19 protein-coding genes are annotated in these 21,117 nt (G+C 62.2%); 8 read left to right on the top strand and 11 right to left on the bottom strand.

Annotated features, from left to right (window positions below):
- Positions 1-143: 143 nt before the first annotated feature.
- The 4 genes from KP699_RS12810 to KP699_RS12825 form a co-directional block, all read right to left on the bottom strand.
- Positions 144-1,634: a Ppx/GppA family phosphatase gene (locus KP699_RS12810; RefSeq protein WP_212354660.1), complete on the bottom strand. Its 1,491-nt coding sequence runs from the start codon at positions 1,632-1,634 to the stop codon at positions 144-146.
- A 91-nt stretch (positions 1,635-1,725) separates the two neighbouring features.
- Positions 1,726-3,996 (bottom strand): RNA degradosome polyphosphate kinase, encoded by a 2,271-nt coding sequence (locus KP699_RS12815; protein ID WP_215762896.1) that lies wholly within the window; start codon positions 3,994-3,996, stop codon positions 1,726-1,728.
- Between the two features lie 279 nt (positions 3,997-4,275).
- Complete coding sequence (locus KP699_RS12820) at positions 4,276-6,375, bottom strand: S46 family peptidase (RefSeq protein ID WP_215762897.1); 2,100 nt, start codon at positions 6,373-6,375, stop codon at positions 4,276-4,278.
- An 84-nt stretch (positions 6,376-6,459) separates the two neighbouring features.
- Entirely contained in the window at positions 6,460-7,227 is a 768-nt protein-coding gene (locus KP699_RS12825) for a chromosomal replication initiator DnaA (protein WP_215762898.1), read from the bottom strand.
- Positions 7,228-7,329: 102 nt separating this feature from the next.
- Between KP699_RS12825 and purM the strand changes: the two genes are divergently transcribed.
- The 6 genes from purM (at position 7,330) to KP699_RS12855 (ending at position 14,541) form a co-directional block, all read left to right on the top strand.
- Positions 7,330-8,412, top strand: coding sequence for a phosphoribosylformylglycinamidine cyclo-ligase (gene purM, locus KP699_RS12830; protein WP_215762899.1), 1,083 nt, complete (start codon positions 7,330-7,332; stop codon positions 8,410-8,412).
- Positions 8,409-9,035 (top strand): phosphoribosylglycinamide formyltransferase, encoded by a 627-nt coding sequence (gene purN / locus KP699_RS12835; RefSeq protein WP_215762900.1) that lies wholly within the window; start codon positions 8,409-8,411, stop codon positions 9,033-9,035. Before purM ends, purN begins: the two co-directional genes overlap by 4 nt.
- 100 nt (positions 9,036-9,135) lie before the next feature.
- Entirely contained in the window at positions 9,136-10,464 is a 1,329-nt protein-coding gene (locus tag KP699_RS12840; RefSeq protein WP_215762901.1) for an RsmB/NOP family class I SAM-dependent RNA methyltransferase, read from the top strand.
- Between the two features lie 61 nt (positions 10,465-10,525).
- Positions 10,526-11,197, top strand: a complete 672-nt coding sequence (gene rpe / locus KP699_RS12845; RefSeq protein ID WP_086655411.1) for a ribulose-phosphate 3-epimerase — start codon at positions 10,526-10,528, stop codon at positions 11,195-11,197.
- 93 nt (positions 11,198-11,290) lie between these two features.
- The gene (locus tag KP699_RS12850) at positions 11,291-13,417 is read left to right on the top strand and encodes a heparinase II/III family protein (RefSeq protein WP_215762902.1); all 2,127 of its coding nucleotides are present in this window, start codon (positions 11,291-11,293) and stop codon (positions 13,415-13,417) included.
- Between the two features lie 8 nt (positions 13,418-13,425).
- A complete protein-coding gene (locus KP699_RS12855; RefSeq protein ID WP_215762903.1) occupies positions 13,426-14,541 on the top strand; it encodes a glycosyltransferase family 4 protein in 1,116 nt (371 codons plus the stop codon).
- A 98-nt stretch (positions 14,542-14,639) separates the two neighbouring features.
- On the opposite strand, the gene KP699_RS12860 is transcribed toward KP699_RS12855, so the two are convergent.
- The 7 genes from KP699_RS12860 to KP699_RS16650 form a co-directional block, all read right to left on the bottom strand.
- Positions 14,640-15,206 carry a hypothetical protein gene (locus KP699_RS12860; RefSeq protein ID WP_374196940.1) on the bottom strand — a complete coding sequence of 189 codons (567 nt, stop codon included), beginning with the start codon at positions 15,204-15,206 and terminating at the stop codon, positions 14,640-14,642.
- Positions 15,207-15,291: 85 nt separating this feature from the next.
- On the bottom strand, positions 15,292-15,969 hold the full coding sequence (gene dnaQ, locus KP699_RS12865; protein ID WP_212373962.1) for a DNA polymerase III subunit epsilon: 678 nt from the start codon (positions 15,967-15,969) through the stop codon (positions 15,292-15,294).
- Entirely contained in the window at positions 15,966-16,553 is a 588-nt protein-coding gene (gene coaE, locus KP699_RS12870; protein ID WP_212373960.1) for a dephospho-CoA kinase, read from the bottom strand. The genes dnaQ and coaE overlap by 4 nt, the downstream gene beginning before the upstream one ends.
- A gap of 202 nt (positions 16,554-16,755) precedes the next feature.
- Entirely contained in the window at positions 16,756-17,631 is an 876-nt protein-coding gene (locus tag KP699_RS12875; RefSeq protein WP_215762904.1) for a shikimate dehydrogenase, read from the bottom strand.
- 145 nt (positions 17,632-17,776) lie between these two features.
- Positions 17,777-18,628, bottom strand: coding sequence for an N-formylglutamate amidohydrolase (locus KP699_RS12880; RefSeq protein ID WP_215762905.1), 852 nt, complete (start codon positions 18,626-18,628; stop codon positions 17,777-17,779).
- 213 nt (positions 18,629-18,841) lie between these two features.
- Positions 18,842-19,159 (bottom strand): hypothetical protein, encoded by a 318-nt coding sequence (locus KP699_RS12885; protein ID WP_077930175.1) that lies wholly within the window; start codon positions 19,157-19,159, stop codon positions 18,842-18,844.
- The gene (locus tag KP699_RS16650) at positions 19,156-19,281 is read right to left on the bottom strand and encodes a hypothetical protein (protein ID WP_256442359.1); all 126 of its coding nucleotides are present in this window, start codon (positions 19,279-19,281) and stop codon (positions 19,156-19,158) included. Before KP699_RS16650 ends, KP699_RS12885 begins: the two co-directional genes overlap by 4 nt.
- 144 nt (positions 19,282-19,425) lie before the next feature.
- Here KP699_RS16650 and argH point away from each other — a divergent pair, with 144 nt between their 5' ends.
- Both argH and KP699_RS12895 read left to right on the top strand, forming a co-directional pair.
- Positions 19,426-20,907: an argininosuccinate lyase gene (gene argH, locus KP699_RS12890; protein ID WP_215762906.1), complete on the top strand. Its 1,482-nt coding sequence runs from the start codon at positions 19,426-19,428 to the stop codon at positions 20,905-20,907.
- A gap of 2 nt (positions 20,908-20,909) precedes the next feature.
- Positions 20,910-21,053, top strand: a complete 144-nt coding sequence (locus KP699_RS12895) for a hypothetical protein (protein ID WP_167552529.1) — start codon at positions 20,910-20,912, stop codon at positions 21,051-21,053.
- The last annotated feature ends 64 nt before the right edge of the window (positions 21,054-21,117 follow it).

Here is a 21,117-nt window from a genome sequence, read left to right on the forward strand (position 1 = left end):
TCCGCGGCAGATGTCTAAAAATTAAGGTGCCCAGAACGCGGCGGATTGTCCAGCCCCATAGCACTGCCGGGGCGCGCAGAGCCTCTATGCTCTGCCCCCTGCACACATCTGCTCCTGAGAGAAAACAGGCAACCGCCGGGAAATCAGGCTTCCAGATCAGCCTCAAAGCGCGTTGGCACATCCAGCGCCTGCCCCAGTCTGGCAAGTCCGCGCCCCACTGTTTCCCCCCGCACGGCCACGCGCGAGGACACCAGCTTGAGCACCAGCTCCTTGCGCTGCCACAGCAACGCCGTGCCATCCAGCAAAACGGCCGTGCCGCCGGAGAGCGAATAAGCCAGCCGCAAGGCCTGCCCCAGCACAATGGCGCGCCGCCATGCGGCCTCGCTCAGCAGCGTGCGGGAGGTTGCCAGAAACTCGACAGTCGTATCCGCGGCGTAGCGCACGGCCAGCGCCAGTGAGAGCCAGGCCCGGGCCTCATGGTCAAACCCCACACCCTGCATACGCAGAATACGCCAGTAGGTCTGCTCTGCCCGGTATTCCGGGTGATCGTGGCTGCCGACATCAGAGAGGATGCAGGCAATGCGCCGCAGATGCTGCTCCTGCGGTGTTTCCTTGGGCAGAAGGCCATCTGTCCAGCGGCACAAGACATCCGGCAGCGTATTGCTCCGTCCCAGCCGGGCACACATATCCCGCGCCACAACATCCATCGGGTCCTGCGGCAGGCAGTCCGGGGCGACATTGAGCATGTACCACCCCTCCCGCAGACCATCCACGCAGAACACCACCCGGTCAGGCTGCACCTTACGCAGCAGCCTGCGCAGCACGGTGGCCGCAAACGGCACATCATCCAGACGTTTTTTGGGGGCTCCGGGCAGGCGCTCCAGACCACGGCGCGGCGCGTGCAGCAGCCAGCCTGTCATCTCCCGCGCTTCTTCCAGCCCCAGAGTATAATAATGCACAATGTTCAGTGGATACTGCATGCGGGCAATGTGCAGGCGCGCCAGCGCACGGAACGCCCCGCCCACCAGATACAGCGTGCTGCCTTTGACCTGAGGCAGCCATTTGACGGCCCCGATATCCTCGTCCGCCAGCGTGCGGGCCACTTCAAGGTCGCCTTTCGCACGGTCACTCAGGCGGATTACGCCGAGCGGCAGGGTATTGGCGTCATGCCGCCCGTCTTCCGTCAGGTGGATCAGTTCCAGTGACCCCCCCCCAACATCGGCCACCAGACCATTGGCGCGGGGGATGCCGCACATCACGCCAATCGCGGAGTGGTCAGCCTCCTCTTCCCCGCTCAGGATGCGGATGGGCACGCCCGGCATGTTTCTGCGCAGGGCTTCCACAAATTCCGGGCCGTTCAGCGCATCACGCACCGCAGCGGTGGCCAGAATTTCAAACGGGTCCGCGTTCATGGCGCGCGCAATGGCGTGGAAGCGGCTCAGCACTTCCATCGCCATCTGCACGCCTTCTTCATTCAGCTTGCCTGTGGCGGTCAGCCCGCGGCCCAGACGCAACACCGCCTTTTCATTAAAAATAGGCACGGGGTTGCGTGATATGCCCTCGAACACCACGAGGCGCACAGAATTGGACCCAAGATCAACAACGGCCGAGCGGCGCGGCATATCAGTCTGCATGGGCGGCACTCTACTCCCGAAACGCATTCACGAAAACCGGGAACAGACGCCGAAAACACGCTTTCTGATTTTCCCGCACCACTGGCTGAGGTCAGTCATCAAACATCAGGTCTTTGGACGTGGGCAGAGAGGCCGGTGCGCGCAGAGGCGTTTCATGCGCGGCGGAGCCCCGGCCCGAGAGTGAGGGATGCGTCATGAACCATTCATGCGCCGAGAACGGCCGCGCTCCCGGTGACAGTCTGCGCCACGTGCCGCTGGTTTCCAGCCCCCAGGATTGCAGGTTGTCTTTGATATTGGAGACCATGATCTGCCCCAGCATCTGGGCATGCACCGTCGGGTTGGTAACGGGCACCATGCTTTCCACCCGCCAGTCCATATTGCGCGTCATCCAGTCTGCTGAAGACAGATAAACCTTGGCATAACGGGACGGCAGACGGTGGCCGTTGCCAAACGCGAAAATACGCGAATGTTCCAGAAAACGCCCGACAACCGATTTGATGCGGATATTCTCAGAGAGACCCGGCACACCCGGACGCAGGCAGCAGATCCCCCGGATTACGCCAACAATCCTGACCCCGGCGCAGGAAGCACGATAGAGGCAGTCGATCAGGTCCGGGTCCACCAGCGCATTCATCTTCAGCCAGATCGTGCCCGGACGCCCGGCTTTAACGTGGGCCATTTCTTCCTCAATCAGTTCCCGCAGGGTGCTGCGGATGGTGATGGGGGAGAAAGAAATAGCTTCCATTCTGGCGGGCATGGCGTAGCCGGTCACGTAGTTGAACAGGCGGGCGGAATCCCGCGCCAGTTCCGGCTTGCAGGTAAAAAAGGAGAGGTCCGTATAAATTTTGGCGGTAATCGGGTGGTAGTTGCCCGTGCCAAAATGCGCGTAGGACCGCACCTGATTCCCCTCACGCCGCACCACAAGGCTCAGCTTGGCGTGGGTTTTCAGGTCCGCAAACCCAAACACCACCTGCACCCCGGCGGCTTCCAGCGCGCGGGCAAGGCGGATATTGGCTTCTTCATCAAACCGTGCGCGCAGTTCCACCATGGCCGTCACGGACTTCCCGGCCTCGGCGGCTTCAATCAGCGCCTTTACGATGGGGGAATCGCGGGAGGTCCGGTAGAGCGTCTGCTTGATGGCAATCACGTTCGGGTCGAGTGCGGCCTGACGCAGGAACTGCACAACAACATCAAAACTTTCAAACGGGTGATGGACCAGCAGGTCCTTCGCGCGGATGGCAGCAAAACAATCCCCGTTGAAATCCAGAATCCGTTCCGGGAAGCGCGGCGTATAGGGCGGGAACAGCAGATCGGGGCGGTCATCCACAATCATCTGCTTGAGGTCCACCACGCCAATCATGCCGGAATGGACGGCAATTTCTTCCGATGGCAGGTCCAGACCGGAGGCAATGGCGTCCGCCAGTTCGGTCGGCACGCGCTTTTCCATATCCAGATGGATCACCACCCCACGGCGGCGGCGTTTGAGCGCACTTTCATAGGAGCGGACGAGGTCTTCGGCCTCATCCTCAAATTCCACATCGGTATCACGCACCACGCGCAGCATCCCGCTTTCCCCCACCACAAGGCCGGGGAAAAGCTGGTCCATGCACAGCGTGATCAGATCTTCCAGACGGATAAAGCGGACGGCATTATTCTCTGCCCCCTCCTTGCCCGGCAGGCGGATAAACCGCTCCACCTGCGCAGGCAGCAGGATAAGCGCGTTCATGGCGAAGGCCCCGTTTTCCGCCAGTAGCAGGCGCAGGCCGAGTGCCAGCCCCATGTTGGGGATAAAGGGCAGCGGATGCGCCGGGTCCACCGCAAGCGGCGTCAGAACCGGGAACACACGGTCCATAAAGCAGGCATGCAGCCATGTGCGGTCGGCTTCATCCAGATCAGCCGGTTCACACAGAACCACGCCTTCTTCCGCCAGCAGGCCGCGCAGTTCCACCCAGATACGCTGCTGTTCACGCAGGAGCTGGGCGCAGCGTTCACGCACCGCATCAAGCTGCTGGGCCGGAGTAAGGCCATCCGGTGAGAGAGCGACCAGCCCTTCCCGCACCTGCCCGACCAGCCCGGCTACACGCACAGAATAAAATTCATCCAGATTGCTGGCGCTGATGGACAGAAAGCGCAGGCGTTCCAGCAGCGGGTTGCGGGGGTTATCCGCCTCTTCCACCACGCGCTGGTTAAAGGCCAGCCATGAGAGTTCCCGGTTGATAAACCGCTCGGGCATTTCCAGCGTCACCTTTTTCTGGGCCGGCTTTTTGCTGGCCCGGCTGGCGGCCGGTGCACGTCTGCGGGCGGGCACTCTGGCTCTGGCTGATTGGCCTGTTTTTTTATTCTGCGCCGTCGTCACACCCATTCTCCCTGTCTGCGCCACGCCCGCCTGCATTGGCCTTGCTGGCACGTGGCCATCGTCTCTGATGTTGCTGCACCATACTGTACAGTCATCTGACGGGAAAAGAATGGCACATGTTACGGTTTTATGTCGTCCCATTCCCGCGATCCGGCGGCGGGCACCGCAAACAGGACATAAAAAAGGCCCGCAGAACCGTTGTCCCGCGAGCCTGTTTCACAAATCATTTTCCGCTGCGCAATCCGGCGTTTTACACGCCGGACCTTATCAGAAGCGTTTCAGGACTCAGAGATGCCCCTGAGACAATTCCTTCGCCAGCGCCTGATTTTTATAAACCACTTTCAGCGCTTCCATGATGGCAGCGGTATCAACCGCAACAGCGCGGTTCGTGCTTTCATCATAATAGAAATCCCCACCCAGAGAGTGGATATTACCGTCAAAAATCAGCCCCACAGCATGGCCTTCAGAGTTGATCACCGGGGAGCCTGAATTGCCGCCGATAATGTCATTTGTGGAGACAAAATCATACGGCGTCTTCATATTCACATGCGCTTTGGCATCCAGCCAGGGCTTGGTGAGCTTGAAGGGGTCGGACCCGGTTGCGCGGTCATACAGGCCAGAGAAATAGGTAAAGGCCGGAACAGCTTTTCCGTTTTCATCCCAGCCTTTAACCTGCCCGAAGGATAGACGCTGCGTAAATGTGGCATCCGGGTAGGACGAGACACCATCCCGCTCAAAACGCGCCTTGGCCATCGCTTCCGTTGCCTGACGGGAGGGAGCCGCCACGTCATCATCCATCTGCTTGCGCAGGGCGCGGGTGTGCGGCTCGAGGCTGCGAGCCAGCACGATCATCGGGTCTTTGGAGGCCGCGACAGCGTCCGCGCCGCCTTTCCACAGAGCCAGACGCACCTTCGGGTCGGCCAGCTTCGTGCCTTTCACCAGCGTTTCCGCCAGATCATCCGGGGAGGCCTTGCCCAGAACCAGCTTCACCATATCATCATCCGCACCCAGCACCTGCCGCAGCTTGGAAAGAGAAAAGGCGAGTTCGGTTTTTTCAAGATCCGGATAGACCGGAGCCGTCGAGCCAAGCTCTGCTTCCAGCGCAGGCAGACGGGCATCATGGTAGGCCGTCAGACGTTCCGCATCCGGCTTCTGGCGTTCATTCGCGGCACGCACCAGCAATTTGGCATACTGGAACAGCTCGCCCTGAATCCCAAAAGAGCCTTCCAGCATCACATAGGGTTTGAAAATCCGCTTCTTGACGGCCAGAGCCTCCGCGTTTTTCGCCCACGGATCACCATAGGCTTCCTTGCGTTTGGGGTCGGCGTTAATCCAGTCCCGCAGGCTGGCTTCGCTCTTTGCCTTGGCATCCAGCAATTTGGGGTCAGCCAGAACATCCACGCGGCCGCGATAGACTTTCAGACTGTTTTCAATCCCGAAAATCCGCTCCTGCGCTTCCTGATGATGCGCGGCGTTTTCCCGGCTGTACTGCCAGAGTGCTCCATCCAGCGCGGAATAATTGTCAACAATAAACGGCACGGTCACGTTTCTGGAAAATTCCAGATCAGCCAGCGGCACTTCCCGCTCCGTGGAGCCCGGATTACCAGAGGTAAAGACCAGTTCCCCTTCCTTCGGACCTGCGGCGTCAAACGGCAGGAAGGCGTCAACCTTGGCAGGCTTGCCGTTTTCATAAACGCGCAGGAACGCCATATCGAGGTCATAGCGGGGGAAGTTGAAGTTATCCGGGTCCCCGCCAAAGAAGGCCGCGTTCTGGTCCGGCGCCATGACCATGCGCACGTCCTGATAGCGGCGATAACGGTACAGAGCGGTCCGGCCACCGTGATACAGGCTGATCACATCGCAGCGCCATTTGGTGGGGTCATCCTTGGCGCAGTCTTTTTCAATAGCGCTTTCTTCAGCCTGACGGGCCGTGGTGTAGGCAGCGCCATCCTTGCCGCGCAGCGCCGTCTGCATCCGCTCCGTCACGTCCGTAATGCTGTCGAGCTGGTTCAGCTCCATGGCCGGGCAGCGCTGTTCATCCGCAGGACTTTTGGCGCTGTAGCCATCCTGAAAATAATTTTTGCCTTTCCCGGAAAGCTGCTGGAGACATTCATTGGCACAATGGTGGTTGGTCATCACCAGCCCGTCGGCGGAGACGAAGGACGCCGAGCACCCCAGCGCCAGACGGGCGGAGGCTTTTGTCACGCGCTCTGTCCATGCTGGCGTGGGGGTAAAGCCGTAGCGTTGCTTCATCAGTTCCACGGGCAGATGGTCCATTGTCCACATCCCCTCGTCCGCATGCGCAAACGGGATAGCGGGAAGAACCGCAGGCGCGCAGGCCAGCACTGCCAGAGGCAACAGAGAACGCTTGAAAAAGCTGCTCATGATTGCAGAAACCACCTTCAGGTTGACGTTACACTATAACAAATCTGTCACACAGTGGCGCAGACACGCCCGCAGGGCAAGACGTTAAGGACGCGTTGCGTCCTCTTCCAGCACAGATTCCAGAACACCCGCCGCCAGTGCGCGCGTCACTTTCTCGCCCGATGCCAGTGCTGCTGCGTCCAGCCGGGCCGCCATATCCCGAATCGCGCCCGCATTGCGCGGCAGGCGCCGCAGCAGCCACTCCGTCACCGGCTGGGCCACCACCATCTGCCGTTCCGCCAGCAGACGCAGGAACAGCCGGCGCAGCAGATCCTCCTCCGCCTGCCCGATGGGCACGGAGGCTGTGGCCCGCAGGCGGCTGGCAAGATCAGGCAGGGACACAGGCCACCGCGCAGGAGAAGCCCGCCCGGCCATGAGCAGCACCATGCGCTGTTCCCGCACGAGGTTGATCAGGTGCAGAAGGTCCGCCTCTTCCCGCACCTGATCCGTATTATCCAGCGCCAGCGCGCGAAATCCGCCTTCCTGAAAAAGGTCAGCCACATCCTGCGCATTCAGGCGGCGGCCTTCAATAACCGGCGCGCCATGCCGCGCCGCCCAGACGGAAAGCAGATGCGTCTTGCCCGTGCCGCTTTCCCCCCACAGGGCCATGCGGCCTTCCGGCCAGCGCCACATGGCCTCGGCATCCAGCACCCAGCCGCGCGCCGCAGCATTAGAGGGAGCCGCCACAAAGTCTGATCGGCCGAATCGGGGCCGGTGCGCAAAGGGCAGAGCAATCTGCCCGGCCGCTCCGGCCTCCTTTCCGTCCGCCACAGGCTGCTGTGCGGGCTTTTTTGTTTCCGTATTCCGTTCCATGCCGCTTTGCGTGTTGCTTCACCTGCCGTAAAGACTGTCCTCAGGGATTCCTACCCTACCCGATCCGTTCCATCGACCCCTTTCAGACCAAGAGCACCTGTCATGACGTCTTCTTCCAGTTCTCCCTCTTCCCGCCTCACTTACCGTGACTCCGGCGTGGACATTGAAGCAGGAGAAGCTTTGATTGACGCCATCAAACCCGCCGCCAAAGCCACCGACCGCCCCGGCACCATGGGCGGGCTTGGCGGATTCGGCGCGCTGTTTGACCTGAAGGCCGCAGGCTTCAAGGACCCTGTTCTGGTCTCCTGCACGGATGGGGTGGGCACCAAGCTGACCCTCGCGATTGAAACTGGCCTGCATGAAACCGTGGGGATCGATCTGGTCGCCATGTGCGTGAATGACCTGATTGTGCAGGGGGCGGAACCGCTCTTCTTCCTAGATTACTTTGCAACAGGCCGTCTGTCTGTAGACAGTGCAGCCAAGGTTGTGCGCGGCATTGCGCAGGGTTGTGAGCAGTCCGGTTGCGCGCTGGTGGGCGGTGAGACTGCCGAAATGCCCGGCATGTATGCCGATGGACATTATGATCTGGCGGGCTTTTCCGTGGGTGCCGCAGAACGCTCCGCTCTGCTTCCGGCTGGCATTGCAGAGGGCGATGCCCTGATTGCCCTGCCCTCCAGCGGCGTACATTCCAACGGCTATTCTCTGGTGCGCCGCATTGTGGCCGATGCCCATCTGGCCTGGACGGACCCGGCCGCCTTCGCACCGGGCAAAAATCTGGGTGAAGCCCTGCTGACCCCGACCAAACTTTACGTCCGCACCGTGCTGGACCTGCACCGCGCAGGCCTGCTGCATGCTGCGGCCCACATTACCGGCGGTGGTCTGCCGGGCAATCTGCCGCGCATTCTACCTGACGGGCTGGACGCGGTGATTGACGCTGCATGGCCCGTCCCGCCCGTGTTCAACTGGCTGGCCCGCACGGGCGATGTGGCGAACGAGGAAATGCTGCGCGTCTTTAACTGTGGCGTGGGCATGGTGCTGATCACCCCCAAACCGGACGAGGTTCTGGCCCGCCTGAAAGACATGGGGGAGACCGGCACGCTGATCGGGCATATCGCCAAAGCCACCGACAACTCTGCCAAGGCAGGCCTGAAAATGGTGACGGCTCCGGATTTTCACGCAGCATGAGTGAGACGCCTAAAACCCCGGTCGCCATTCTGCTCAGCGGCCGGGGCAGTAACGCCACAGCGCTGATTGAGGCCTGCGCCCGGCCGGACTTCCCGGCCCGCATCTGCCTTGTGCTGAGCAACAAACCAGACGCGCCGGGGCTGGACATGGCCCGCGCGGCAGGGCTTGAGACTGTGGCGATCGACCACCGTCTGTATAAAAAAGACCGTGAAGCGCATGAACGCGCTGTGGACGCCGCCTTGCAGAAGGCCGGGGCGGAAGTTGTCTGCCTGGCAGGCTATATGCGGCTGCTGACCCCCTTTCTCACCACACAGTGGGCGGGGAAAATGCTGAACATTCACCCAAGCCTGCTGCCGGTTTTCCCCGGCCTGCACACGCATGAACGTGCGCTGGACGCCGGTGTGCGTATCCACGGCTGCACGGTGCATCTGGTGACGGAAGGGATGGATGAAGGCCCTATTCTCGGGCAGGCTGCCGTGCCGGTCCTGCCGGAGGATACGGCAGAGGGTCTCGCGGCCCGCGTGCTGCGGCAGGAACACCGGCTCTACCCGGATGTACTCCGCCGGTATCTGACCAAAAGCCCGGCATCCACTCCGGCAGAGGCCGCCCTGCTGGTGGCCTGATGCCCCGGCAGGGCAGCCTGCCACCGTCCTTCGCCTTCATGGCCGCCCTTTAGGGTCGCTCTGATGGCCTGACCTGATTGCCTGAACAGATAGTGAGCTGATGACAGCAGAACCCCGCCGCCCCCGTAACCCCAGACGCAACGCCGCACGCCGGAACAACGCGCCCCAGCCTGCCGACCCGACGCGGGACGTTGCCTTTGATATTCTGTGCGGCGTGGTGGAACACCGGCGTATGCTGGAAACCAGCCTCTCCCGCTCCGCCAATGAGCATGAGGCCCCGGCGCGGGACCGTGCCGCGGCACATCGTCTGGCCGCCGCAACCCTGCGCCACATGGGCACCCTGCGCACACTTCTGGAACCATTCCTGCGCAAGGAACCGCCGGAGCCTGTGCGCATTGCGCTGATGATGGGGTGCGCGCAACTGCTGTTTCTGGAAACACCGCCGCATGCGGCTGTGGGCACTACCGTTTCTCTGCTGCGCCGCCGCAAGCTGGCCCCGTTTGCCGGGCTGGCCAACGCCGTGCTGCGCAAGGTGGCGGATCAGGGTCCGGCCCTGCTGGACGGGCTGGACCAGCCCCGGCTGAATATTCCGGCATGGCTGTGGAGTTCCTGGAATACGCTGGGCAAAGGGGCCGCGCGCGCCATTGCTGAGGGCATCAGCCATGAAGCCCCGCTGGACATTACCCTTCGCCCCGGCGCCGCCGCACCGGAAGGCGGTGTGGCTCTGCCCAACGGGTCCATCCGGCTGCCTGCGGGCACCCGCGTGACGGAACTACCGGGCTATGAGGAGGGCGCCTTCTGGGTGCAGGATGCCGCCGCCACCTTGCCTGCCCGCCTGCTGGCCGCAAAACCGGGAGAACGCGTGGCCGATCTGTGCGCCGCCCCCGGCGGGAAGACCGCGCAGCTTGCCGCGACGGGTGCTGAGGTGACGGCCGTGGAGCAGAACCCCGCCCGCCTGCTCCGCTTGCAGGAAAACATGACCCGGCTGGCTTACCCGGTGCAGATTGTGCAGGACGATGCCGCCGCATGGAAACCGGACGCGCTGTTTGACGCCATCCTGCTGGATGCCCCCTGTTCCGCCACCGGCACAGCCCGCCGCCACCCGGATGTGCTGTGGGTCAAACGCCCGCGAGACCTCAATGCGCTGACAGCCGGGCAGGACCGCCTGCTGGCGGCCGCAAAAACCATGCTGCGCCCCGGCGGGCGACTGATTTACGCTGTGTGCTCCCTGCAGGAAGAGGAAGGCCCGGCCCGCGCCCGCGCCGCACAGGCGATGGGGCTGATCCCCTCCCCCTTCACGCCGGAAGAAATCGCCTTTCTGCCTGAAGCACTGACGCCGGAAGGCTGGCTGCGCACCCATCCGGGCCTGTGGCTGGACAAAGGCAGCATGGACGGGTTTTTTGTGGCCCGCTTTACTGTGCCTGCATAACAAGCGTGTAAAGCTTAGTTAACAGAGTTGCGTCTGGCGGCGGGATTGCGGATAACACATCATGCGCACTGTATCCCGCCCCCTTATTGCCCCCAGCATCCTCGCCGCCGACTTCGCCCGTCTGGGTGAGGAAGTTCAGGCCGTCGCCAGTGCGGGGGCAGACTGGATTCATCTGGACGTGATGGACGGGCATTTTGTGCCCAACATCTCCTTCGGCCCGCAGGTGGTCAAAGCCCTGCGCCCTTACAGCACGCTGCCGTTTGACGTGCATCTGATGATCCAGCCCGCCGACCCGTATCTGGAAGCCTTCGCCAAAGCGGGTGCGGATAATATTCTGATCCATATTGAGGCGGGGCCGCACGCGCACCGCTCCCTCCAGCATATCCGCGCCCTTGGGGCCAAACCCGGCATTGTGCTGTGCCCGGCTACCCCGCCGGAAGCCGTGAGCGAGGTTCTGGATCTGGTGGATGTCGTTCTGGTGATGAGCGTGAATCCGGGTTTTGGCGGCCAGAAATTTCTGACCAGCCAGCTCCCTAAAATCCGCCGCCTGCGGGAGATGATTACGGCCACCGGCCGCGAGATCCGTCTGGCCGTGGATGGCGGGATCGACGCGAAAACCGCGCCTCTGGCCACCGAAGCCGGGGCCGATGTTCTGATTGCCGGAAGTGCGATTTATGCCCAGCCCGACTACGCTGCGGCTATTGAAGCTCTGAAGGCGCCCGTGGCAGCATGATGCAGATCATTCCGCCATTGCACACAGGGCTTTATCACTGCTGACAGGCCCTTTTCCTTCCCTGCCCTCTCACTTCGGAGCACTGCCTGCCTGATGCCCCTGCGCCGCTGGACCCGTGATGCCCGTCTGACCTTTGCCATGCGAAACCCGCTGGGTGGTTTTAGCCGTGTGCCCGCCGCACCGGCCCTGACATTACGAGACCTGTGGCCGGGCAACCCTCTTGTGGGTGAGCGGCTGGTGCGGAACCAGACGCTGTTTGAAGGAGTTGTGCGCAACCTCCAGCATTTGCAGTGGGATAACCCGGCATGGCCGGAAGCCTACCGCAGATGGCTTCAGGGTTTTACCTGGCTCCGGGACCTGCGGGAACTTGGCGCGGAATCCGCCCGCATCAAGGCGCGGAGCATGGTGGCGACATGGATTGGCCTGCCTGCCTCTGAACGCCCGATCGCGGACCCGTCCATTACCGGGGCGCGTGTGGCGGCATGGCTGTCCTATTACGAATTTTTTGCCGCTGCCGCGGATGATGATTTCCGGCAGAACCTGATGGCCGCGCTGATTATGGAAGCCCGGTCCATCATGGCGCTGATGCCGGAGGAGGCGCGTGGCTGGCGTGCGCTGACGGCCCTGAAAGGCCTGCTGGCCGTTGCTGTCGCCATTCCGGACCATCAGGAATTTCTGTCCCGCTATCTCCGGCTGATTGATCAGGAAATCGACCGGCAGTTTCTGGCGGATGGCAGCCACATCACCCGCTGCCCGGAAGACCAGTTTCAGGCCGTGCGGGAACTGGCGGAAATGCTCAGCATCCTGCAAACCGCCCGCCTGCCTCTACCCACCCGCCTGATAGAGGTGGCAGACCGCGCTGCCCCAGCCCTGCGCGCCATGCGGCACGGAGATGGCGGACTGATGCTGTTTAACGGCAGCCGTGAGCGTGACCCGCAACTGATCGAGCAGGTGCTCAACCGCGCCTCCCGCGGGCGTGTTGTGGCCGCCAGCCAGCCGGAAAGCGGCTATATCCGCCTGACAAGCGGGCGCACCATGCTGTTTGCAGACGCCGCAGGCCCCGCCCCGGACGGGTATGACAGCACGGCGCATGCGGGCATGCTGTCCTTTGAATTTTCCTCTGGCCGGCAACGCATTATCGTCAATTGTGGTGCCAGCACCCAGCGCGGGTGGGCCGAAGCCCTGCGCTACCCCGCCGCACATTCCGTGCTGGAAATGGGCAGCCTCTCCCCCTTCCGGCGCGACCAGACAGGCCGCATCACAAGCAGGCCCGCCGTCACACGCGCGCAGGCCTCGCAGGATGGCGCGCACTGGCTGCACATGACGCATGATGGCTACAAAGCACAGGGCGGTGGCGTGTATTCCCGCCAGCTTTATCTGGGGAAAGACGGCCAGACCCTGCGCGGGGCTGACACTCTGGAAGGCACGGAAAGCCGCGATTTCTGTATCCGGTTCCATCTGCACCCCGACATTACGGTCGAAGAGATAGAACACGGCTTCCTGCTTTATACGCACGAGGAAAGCTGGCTGTTTCAGGCCAACGTGCCTGCTTACGTGGAAGACAGTGTCTATCTGGGTAGCGGAGAGCGCGTGGACACCCTGCAAATTGTCCTCTGCCCGCCCGAAGCCCTGGAACCGCCAGAAGAGCTTGCAGCGGAAGAGCATACGGCCGGTGATGAGGGCGGCGCGGAAACAGAAGGTGAGTATGCGGACCATGCCGCAGAAGAGGCCTATGACGCCCCTCACCCGCAAGACGACGCGGAATACCCCCATACCCATTCCGGCCCTGCCGAGGACAATGAGGCATTTTACGCGGACTACGCTGCGGAGCACGGTGGAGACCAGTCTGCTGAATTCCCGCAGGAAACACAGGCAGCCGGACAGGACGAGACAGCGCTCCACCAGCATCATGAAGAAGACGATGCATTCAGCCCGCTGTTGCATGATGCCCCTCCGGCCGACAGCAGACCGTATCAGGCTGCACATACATCAGACCTCGGTCTGACGGATCACAGCGCAGACGCGGCGCACGAGGCTCCGAGCATGGCGGAGGCTCTGTTTGCCAGCGAGGATGCGGGCTCAGACCACGCCGCTCAGGCAGAGCACGTAGCCCCGCAAACACCACAAGCCGCATCCTCCGGCGCAACGGCTGAACCCTCCAGGGCAGCTGCTCCGGCTATGCGTCCGGTCCGCTGGGCGCTCACCCTGATGACTGAGTAAGCCCGCGCGTGAAAATTCTTGAAATCACGAACGTCGATTTTTCCCTGAACCACTTCCTCCTGCCGCTCATGCAGGCCCTGCGTGAAGATGGGCATGAGGTCATTGGTGTCTGTGCGGATGGTCCTCTGGTAGCCGCGCCCCGGCAGGCCGGGTTCCGGGTGGAAACGCTGCCTTTTGCGCGCTCCTTTTCCCTCCCGGCGCAGGCGCGGGCTTTCTGGGCGCTGGTACGCCTTATCCGGCGGGAAAAACCGGATATGGTGCATGCCCACATGCCGATCAGCGGCATTCTGGCGCGGGTCGCTGCCAGACTGTGCGGCGTGCCGCGCATTGCCTATACCTGCCACGGCTTTCTCTTTAACCAGCCGGGGTCTGCCCTGCGGCGCGGGCTGGCGCTCGGGCTGGAATATCTCTGCGGCCGCATCACCGATGTTTATCTGACGGTCTCACGCGAAGAGGCAGACGACGCCCGGCGGCTCCACATTGCGCGCAACCCCATTGCCATCGGGAACGGGCGGGACAGCACCCGCTTCCGGCCTGACCCGGCGGCCCGCGCACGCATCCGGCAGGAACTGGGCACAAAAGACAGCACACCCGTTATTATCGTCGTCTCCCGACTGGTGCGCCATAAAGGCTACCCGGAACTGCTGGAAGCCATGCGCAGCGTGCCGGACGCGGAACTCTGGGTTGTGGGAGAGCGCCTGACATCCGACCACGGCGCGGCGCTGGACACCTGCTTTGCCGAGGCTCAGGCCGCTCTTGGCCCTCGCCTGAAATGTCTGGGATACCGGGCTGACACGCCGGCGGTTCTGGCAGCCGCAGATATTTTTACGCTGCCCAGCCATTTTGAAGGGCTGCCCATGTCCATTATCGAGGCCAAGATGACCGGCCTGCCGGTTGTCAGCACCGATATCAGCGGGCCGCGAGAACAGGTGATCTCTGGAGAAACCGGCCTGCTGGTCCCACCCGCCACGATTGCGCCTCTTGCTGCGGCCTTGCACCAGCTTGTGCAGGACGCGCCTTTACGCACCCGCATGGGGCAGGCCGGGCGGCAACGCGCCCTCGCTTTGTTTGAAGAAAAGCAGATTATTCAGAAAACGGTCCGGCTGCTCACGGGCAGCCCTTAAGTCCTGCTGACAGACTGGAGAGAAAATCTGTTTCTCTCCAGCGACAGGGTTTTTCAATAACTTTCACGCCGGACAACCCCACGGTGATACGCCACGGTTTATCGGGCGGCAGAATGTTTTTTTGCGCTGCCCGCATGCGGGTCAGCCGAAGGTTCGGGCGTTTTCAGCATCCGGATTGTCAGGCGGGAGGGAGACGCCGCAATCCGTGCGCCACCGCGTGTGTAGTCGAGACGAATCCGTACCCCGTTGTCATTTTCCATCAGCTGGCCGCTCACGCCACGGCCCACCGTTGCCTCACCGGAGAGCGCCCAGAACGTGCCGGGGAAATCTTCAATCCGCTGCAGGTTATAGACCTTGCCCACACTATCACCTGAGGAATAGCCAATGGCCGCGGCCGATGCCCCGCTGACGGAGAACGGATAGCTCCGGCCACCGTATGTCAGAACCCCATGCCCCCATGTATATCCCACACCCAGATCGGCCGAGCTGGTGTGAAACGAGACTTCACCCGTTACAGGCCCAAGCGCTGTCTGAGCACAGGCGGTCAGAGACCACGTGCCACACAAGGCCAGAGCAGTCGCAATGTGAAGGGATGCAGAGCGCATCAACAGGCTCCTTGCTTCAGGATGGCGGCCGCCAAAATCCGGGGGATCCAGATGCAGCACTTTTTTGTCTTGCCATGTTTTACTGAAAGAAGAAACACGGCAAGACCAGAAAGGCAGCAACCTTTTTAAAAAGTTTTTCCTGCCTCTATTCAGCGTTCCAGACTGGCTCTTTCAGTTCTTCCAGAAAAGCGCGGTGCGCCGCCAGTTCCGCCTGAGTTGGCACCACGCGCACAGCCCGGCGGCTGACCGGGGCCTCATACATCACCGCAGGGCCGTGCGTGCCGTCCGCCACCAGCCCCAGACCATGCTGGCGGCCGCCCATCAGTTCCACATACACATCGGCCAGCAGTTTGCAGTCCAGCAGGGCGTTATGGGTGGTTCGGGCAGAAAGATCGACGCCAAAACGGCGGCACAGCGCATCCAGACTGTTGGGCATCCCGGGGAAGCGCTCGCGCGCCATATCCAGCGTATCCACCATGCGGGCCATATCCAGCGGCTCGCGCCCGGCCCGCTTCAGCTCCGCATTCAGAAAGCCAAAGTCAAAGCGTGCATTGTGGGCAATCAGCGGATCATCGCCAATAAAGCTGAGAAATTCGTCCACAACCTCAGCAAATTTTGGCTGCCCCTCAAGGTCCGCAGCCGTAAAGCCATGCACGCGGGAGGCCTCTTCCGGCACATCCCGCTCCGGGTCAATCAGCGTGCGGTAGCTGCGGCCTGTAGGCAGGTCTCCCACCAGTTCAAGGGCGGCAATTTCAATCACCCTGTCCCCGGTCGCCGGGTCCAGCCCTGTGGTTTCCGTATCAAACAGGATGGAGCGTTTCATGCCTTCAAGCCCTTAATCAGTGCGCGAACCTGCCGCCGTGTTGCGGCCAGAGAAACCCCGGTATCTATCACCGTATCGGCCAGACGTCTCTTTCTGGCGTCCGGCATCTGCCGGGCCATCAGTTTCCGGGCCTCCGCTTTTGGCAGGCCCCGCCGCCGGGCCACCCGCTCGGCTTGCAGGCGAGGTGGCGCGGACACAACCAGAACCTGATCACACACGCGCTGGCCGCCGGTTTCAAACAGCAGCGGAATATCCAGCAGCACACAGCGCGCACCCTGCCGCCTGCACCGCGTGAGAAAAACCTGCCGGGCCGCGCGCACCATTGGGTGCAGCACAGCCTCAAGCTGCCGGAGCAGACCGGGCGTTTCTGACACGGCGCGCCTGAGAACAGCTCTGTCCAGATGCCCGTCCGTCACGGCCTCCGGCACAAGAGCCGCAATGGGGCCGAGAGCCGCGCCATGGTCTGCCTGAAGCGCCCGGACAACGGCATCAGCATCAAACACCGGAATACCCGCATGCCGGAACAGGGCGGCCACAGTGCTTTTACCCATGCCCATGCCACCCGTGAGGCCTATAATTTTCATGCCGGACGCCTGTGCCTTCCTTTTTCCATCAAGTCCGTCTTGCTGCGTTCCCTGTTTTATGAGGGGGCTGACCACAAACCATCCGGCTCAGAACTCAGAACGCACAGCCGTTACGGACTGAGCGTATCCGCCCCTGACAGACACATGACGACACGCACACAAAACAGCCCAAGCCCGCCAGCATTGCTGTGCAGGGCAGCGGTTAAAACGTGGCGCGCACGGTCGCTTCTGTCTCCGCATCCACCACCGGGTCCTGCCCAAACCATTCACGAAAGCCAAGGCGCGCCTGATGCAGCAGCATGCCCAGCCCGCCGAGTGTTTTCAGACCATGCTGTTCAGCTTCCGCCAGCAGCGGTGTCAGACGAGGGACATACACGATATCGGCCACAACCAGCGCGCGGGACGCCGCTTTCAGGGAGGGTCGGAACATCGGGTCCGGGCCGCCTTCCATCCCGAGAGACGTTGTGTTCACCAGCAGATCATACGCGCCCAGACCGGCTTCCCACGTCTCCCACGGCACGACCTCAAGCCCCGGCAAAACTGCGGCAAGGCTCTCTGCCCGCGCCTGTGTCCGGTTGGTCACGGACACCTGCACCCCGCGATCCTGCAAGGCCGCGGCAACGGACCGCGCTGCCCCTCCGGCCCCAAGCAGGAGTGCTTTGCCGGATGCCGGAACAGGCAGACCAGCAGCTTCAAGACTGGCGACAAACCCTCCGCCATCCGTTGAAAGGCCGCGAATCCGCCCGTCTTCTTCAAAAACCAGCGTGTTGACGGCTCCGGCCCGCTGCGCCGACGGGTCTAGACGATCCGCCAGCGCGCAGGCGGCTTCCTTATGCGGAATAGTGACATTCGCGCCCCGGAACCCGGCGGCCTGCAAACCCAGCACTGCGGCTTCAAACTGCTCCGGCCGCACTGGCAGGGGCACATAGGCGCCGTCAATCCCGTACCGCCGCAGCCAGTAATTATGCAGCGCCGGAGAACGTGAGTGTGAGACCGGCCACCCCAGCACTCCGGCCAGCCGTGCTTTGCCGGTGATGATCTGAGGGGGAGCAAAAGCAGAATCGGGTGTTTTCGTCATGCTGGTCTCTTGAAGTGTACGGGTTGGCGCAAACTTACCGCTCTCCCGGGTCACGATAAATCTCAGGATGCAAATAGAAAAGCCAAGTCAGCCCGCAAGCGGGACATCACAGGCGAGAGCGTGCTCGTACCTTATACCCCGCCCCTTATGCTCCGCCGACCCGTACGCTGGCCGGTTCCGCCACCTGCTGGTTATCCTGACCGGAGGCATCATCCGCCGCTCCGGCCTCACCGTAGAGTTTGCAGAACTGCGCCCACGCTTCCGGCAACAGGCGCGCCAGACACTCAGCCCATTCCTTCTGCCCTGCTTCCTCAGCAATCAGATCCTGCCGGATTTCGATCTCCAGATGCGGGAGCTGCCGTTTTTCACCATGCAGGGGGATTGTGTAATCGGAGGTATCTGTGAGCGCATACGGCTCATTATCCCCCACAGTCAGCCCCTCCCGCCGCAGCAGGTCGAGCATGATATGGGCCAGACGCGAATCATGATTATGCAGAATTCCGGCATGCCATGGGCGTTTGAAACCCCGCATTTCCGGGGTGAAGCTATGCAGCGCCACCACCACAGTCGGGCGACCGGCCTGCACACGGGCATCCAGCTCCTGCGTAATCCGGGCATGGTAGGGGTGCAGGATTGCATCATGCCGGGCGGCAATCTGCTCTGGCGTCAGCCCCTCATTAGCAGGGACGGGCGTGCCGTCGCTTACGGTAACAATGGAGGTCGGGTGGCCGGGCGCACGGTTACAGTCAATAACCAGCCGGGAATAAACCTGCTCAATCAGCACCGCTGGCAGGCGGGCCGCCAGGTGCCGCCCTACGCCATCAATGCCGATATCCCAGCCAATGTGCCGCGCCCGCTCTTCCGCGCTCACGCCCAGATCCCCAAGTTCCGGCGGCACGGCACGGCCTGCATGGTCGCTCACCAGCACAAACGGACCACCCTGATCAGAGCCATACACGGCAAAACCCGCTGCTGTTTCTGCGTTGCTGTCCGTCATCCTGCGCCCTTCCCGTCTTCTTTCACTCTCTGCATGGCCTTACCACAGGCGCGTCCAGACGGCCCACACCCTGCCTGCGCTCATACCATGCCCCGGCCCCTACCAATGCCAATGCCAATGGTGCGGTAGCCTGAAACGTCAAAAGGCCGCCACGGCCAGAACCGGGCGGCCTCCTGTTCAGCCCTCCGGCACTCTGCCGGAAGCCGTCATGCCTCAGCCTTTGGCGGAGGAGACCACAACACCGGCTTCCTCAGCCTGTGCGCGCACCAGACCGGCATCTTCCCCCGTCAGGCCTTCATCATCCAGTTCCGCGTCTGTCAGGTCATACACCAGATAGACAGGGTCTGAGCCTTCCAGCGAGTCTTCGCCGCCCAGATCGTAGGAACGGGCTGCCACATACTCGGCGCCGCGCATTTTCTCTTCAATTTTCTTCACGGCTGCAATCGGGCTTACAGCCTTCGTGACTTCCAGCAGCACGTTCGGGCCGGGGTCAATCACACCGTAGGTTGTAAGCGTGTTCGTTGCACTCATAGTCTTGAACTCCTGAAAGCCTGTTCTTCCTGCCCGAGAAGATAGGGATGATCCTGCCCGGCGAAAACCCATGCCGCACAGCAGGGCAGCCCCGCCCCCACAACAGGTGGTCCGGGCAGCATGGCGCATCTTCACGGTTTGCGCCACAGCGCCTGCATCAGTAGGGTGCAGCCTTTACACGCCTGCACCCTAGCGCGGCCTGAACAGGCCAGACCCGCCGGATGCAGGGCACAGACATTTTGTAAGGATACGGGTTGGGGCATGACATGTCTCTGAGCAGCCAGAACAGCACAGACACCACCAGCGCGGCCACAGCCGCCACGCCTGGGGCCAAAGCAGACGCCAACATGCAGTGGGGCGGCCGTTTTGCCGGTGGCCCCTCCCAGATCATGCAGGCCATTAATGCCTCCATCGGGTTTGATAAAGCCATGTGGAAGCAGGATATTGCAGGGTCTCTGGCCCATGCGGCCATGCTCGCCCATACCGGCATCATCTCCGCTGAGGATGAAGCCGCAATCCGCGAGGGCCTGACGGCTATCGGCAAGGAGATTGAAGCCGGACACTTTGAATTTTCCGAGGCGCTGGAAGATATTCACATGAATATCGAAGCGCGTCTGTCCGAACGGATCGGGGAACCCGGCAAACGCCTGCATACCGCCCGCTCCCGGAATGATCAGGTCGCGACAGATTTCCGCCTGTGGACGCGCGATGCGCTGGACGGGCTGGACCAGCAGATCGCCTCTCTGATGCGCGCTCTTGCCCGCCGCGCAGAAGACCATGCGTCAGACCCCATGCCCGGCTTTACGCATCTGCAAACCGCACAGCCCGTAACCTTTGGCCACCATCTGATGGCCTACGTGGAAATGCTGGCGCGGGACCGCGGCCGTCTGGCCGATACCCGCAAACGCCTGAACGAATGCCCACTTGGCTCCGCAGCCCTTGCCGGCACGTCTTTCCCCATCGACCGGGACATGACGGCCCGCACGCTGGGCTTTGACCGGCCGACCGCCAATTCCCTCGATTCCGTGTCAGACCGGGACTTCGCTCTGGAATATCTCTCGGCTCTGTCCATCATGGCCATGCATCTCTCCCGTCTGGCGGAAGAAATTGTCATCTGGTGTTCCTCACCCTTCTCCTTCATCCGGTTATCTGATGCGTTCACCACCGGCTCCTCCATCATGCCGCAGAAGCGCAACCCGGATGCGGCGGAACTGGTCCGCGCCAAAACAGGCCGCATCACCGGCAGCCTCGTCAGCCTCCTGACGGTGATGAAAGGCCTGCCGCTGGCCTACGCCAAGGATATGCAGGAAGATAAGGAACCGGTTTTTGCCGCGACTGACGCCGCAGCCCTTTCCCTCGCCGCGTGTGATGGCATGGTGCGGGACATGACGGCCAATACCGCTCAGATGCGCGCACTCGCTGGCTCCGGCTTTTCCACCGCGACCGATATTGCCGACTGGCTGGTCCGGGTGCTGAAGGTGCCGTTCCGCACCGCGCACCACGTCACGGGGCGCCTTGTCGCCAAAGCGGAAGAAAAAGGCGTCGATCTGGCGGATCTGTCTCTGGCCGAGATGCAGGCCGAAGAGCCGGGCATTACGGACGACATCTATTCCGTGCTGACAGTTGAAGCCTCCATTGCCTCCCGCACCAGTGAGGGCGGCACCGCAGGCAGCAACGTGCAGCGTGAAGCGCGCCGCTGGCTGGCCGCACTAAATGCTGAGGCCGCACCTGAGAGCAAGGGAGCCTGAGCATGAAAATCCGGCTGATTGTCAGTTTTCTGGCGCTGGTGGTGCTGGCTCTGCCCCTGAGCGGCTGCGGCAAAAAAGGCTCCCCCCACGCGCCGGGTCCACAGGATAAAATCACGTATCCGCAGACCTACCCGCCAGCAGACTGACCGCAGCCGCTCAGGGGCAGAGCCAGCACCACCAGCGCCAGAAAACTGACAATCAGCCGGATTT

This window comes from Acetobacter sp. P1H12_c, from assembly GCF_018811975.1.
GTDB classification, from domain to species: domain Bacteria; phylum Pseudomonadota; class Alphaproteobacteria; order Acetobacterales; family Acetobacteraceae; genus Acetobacter; species Acetobacter persici.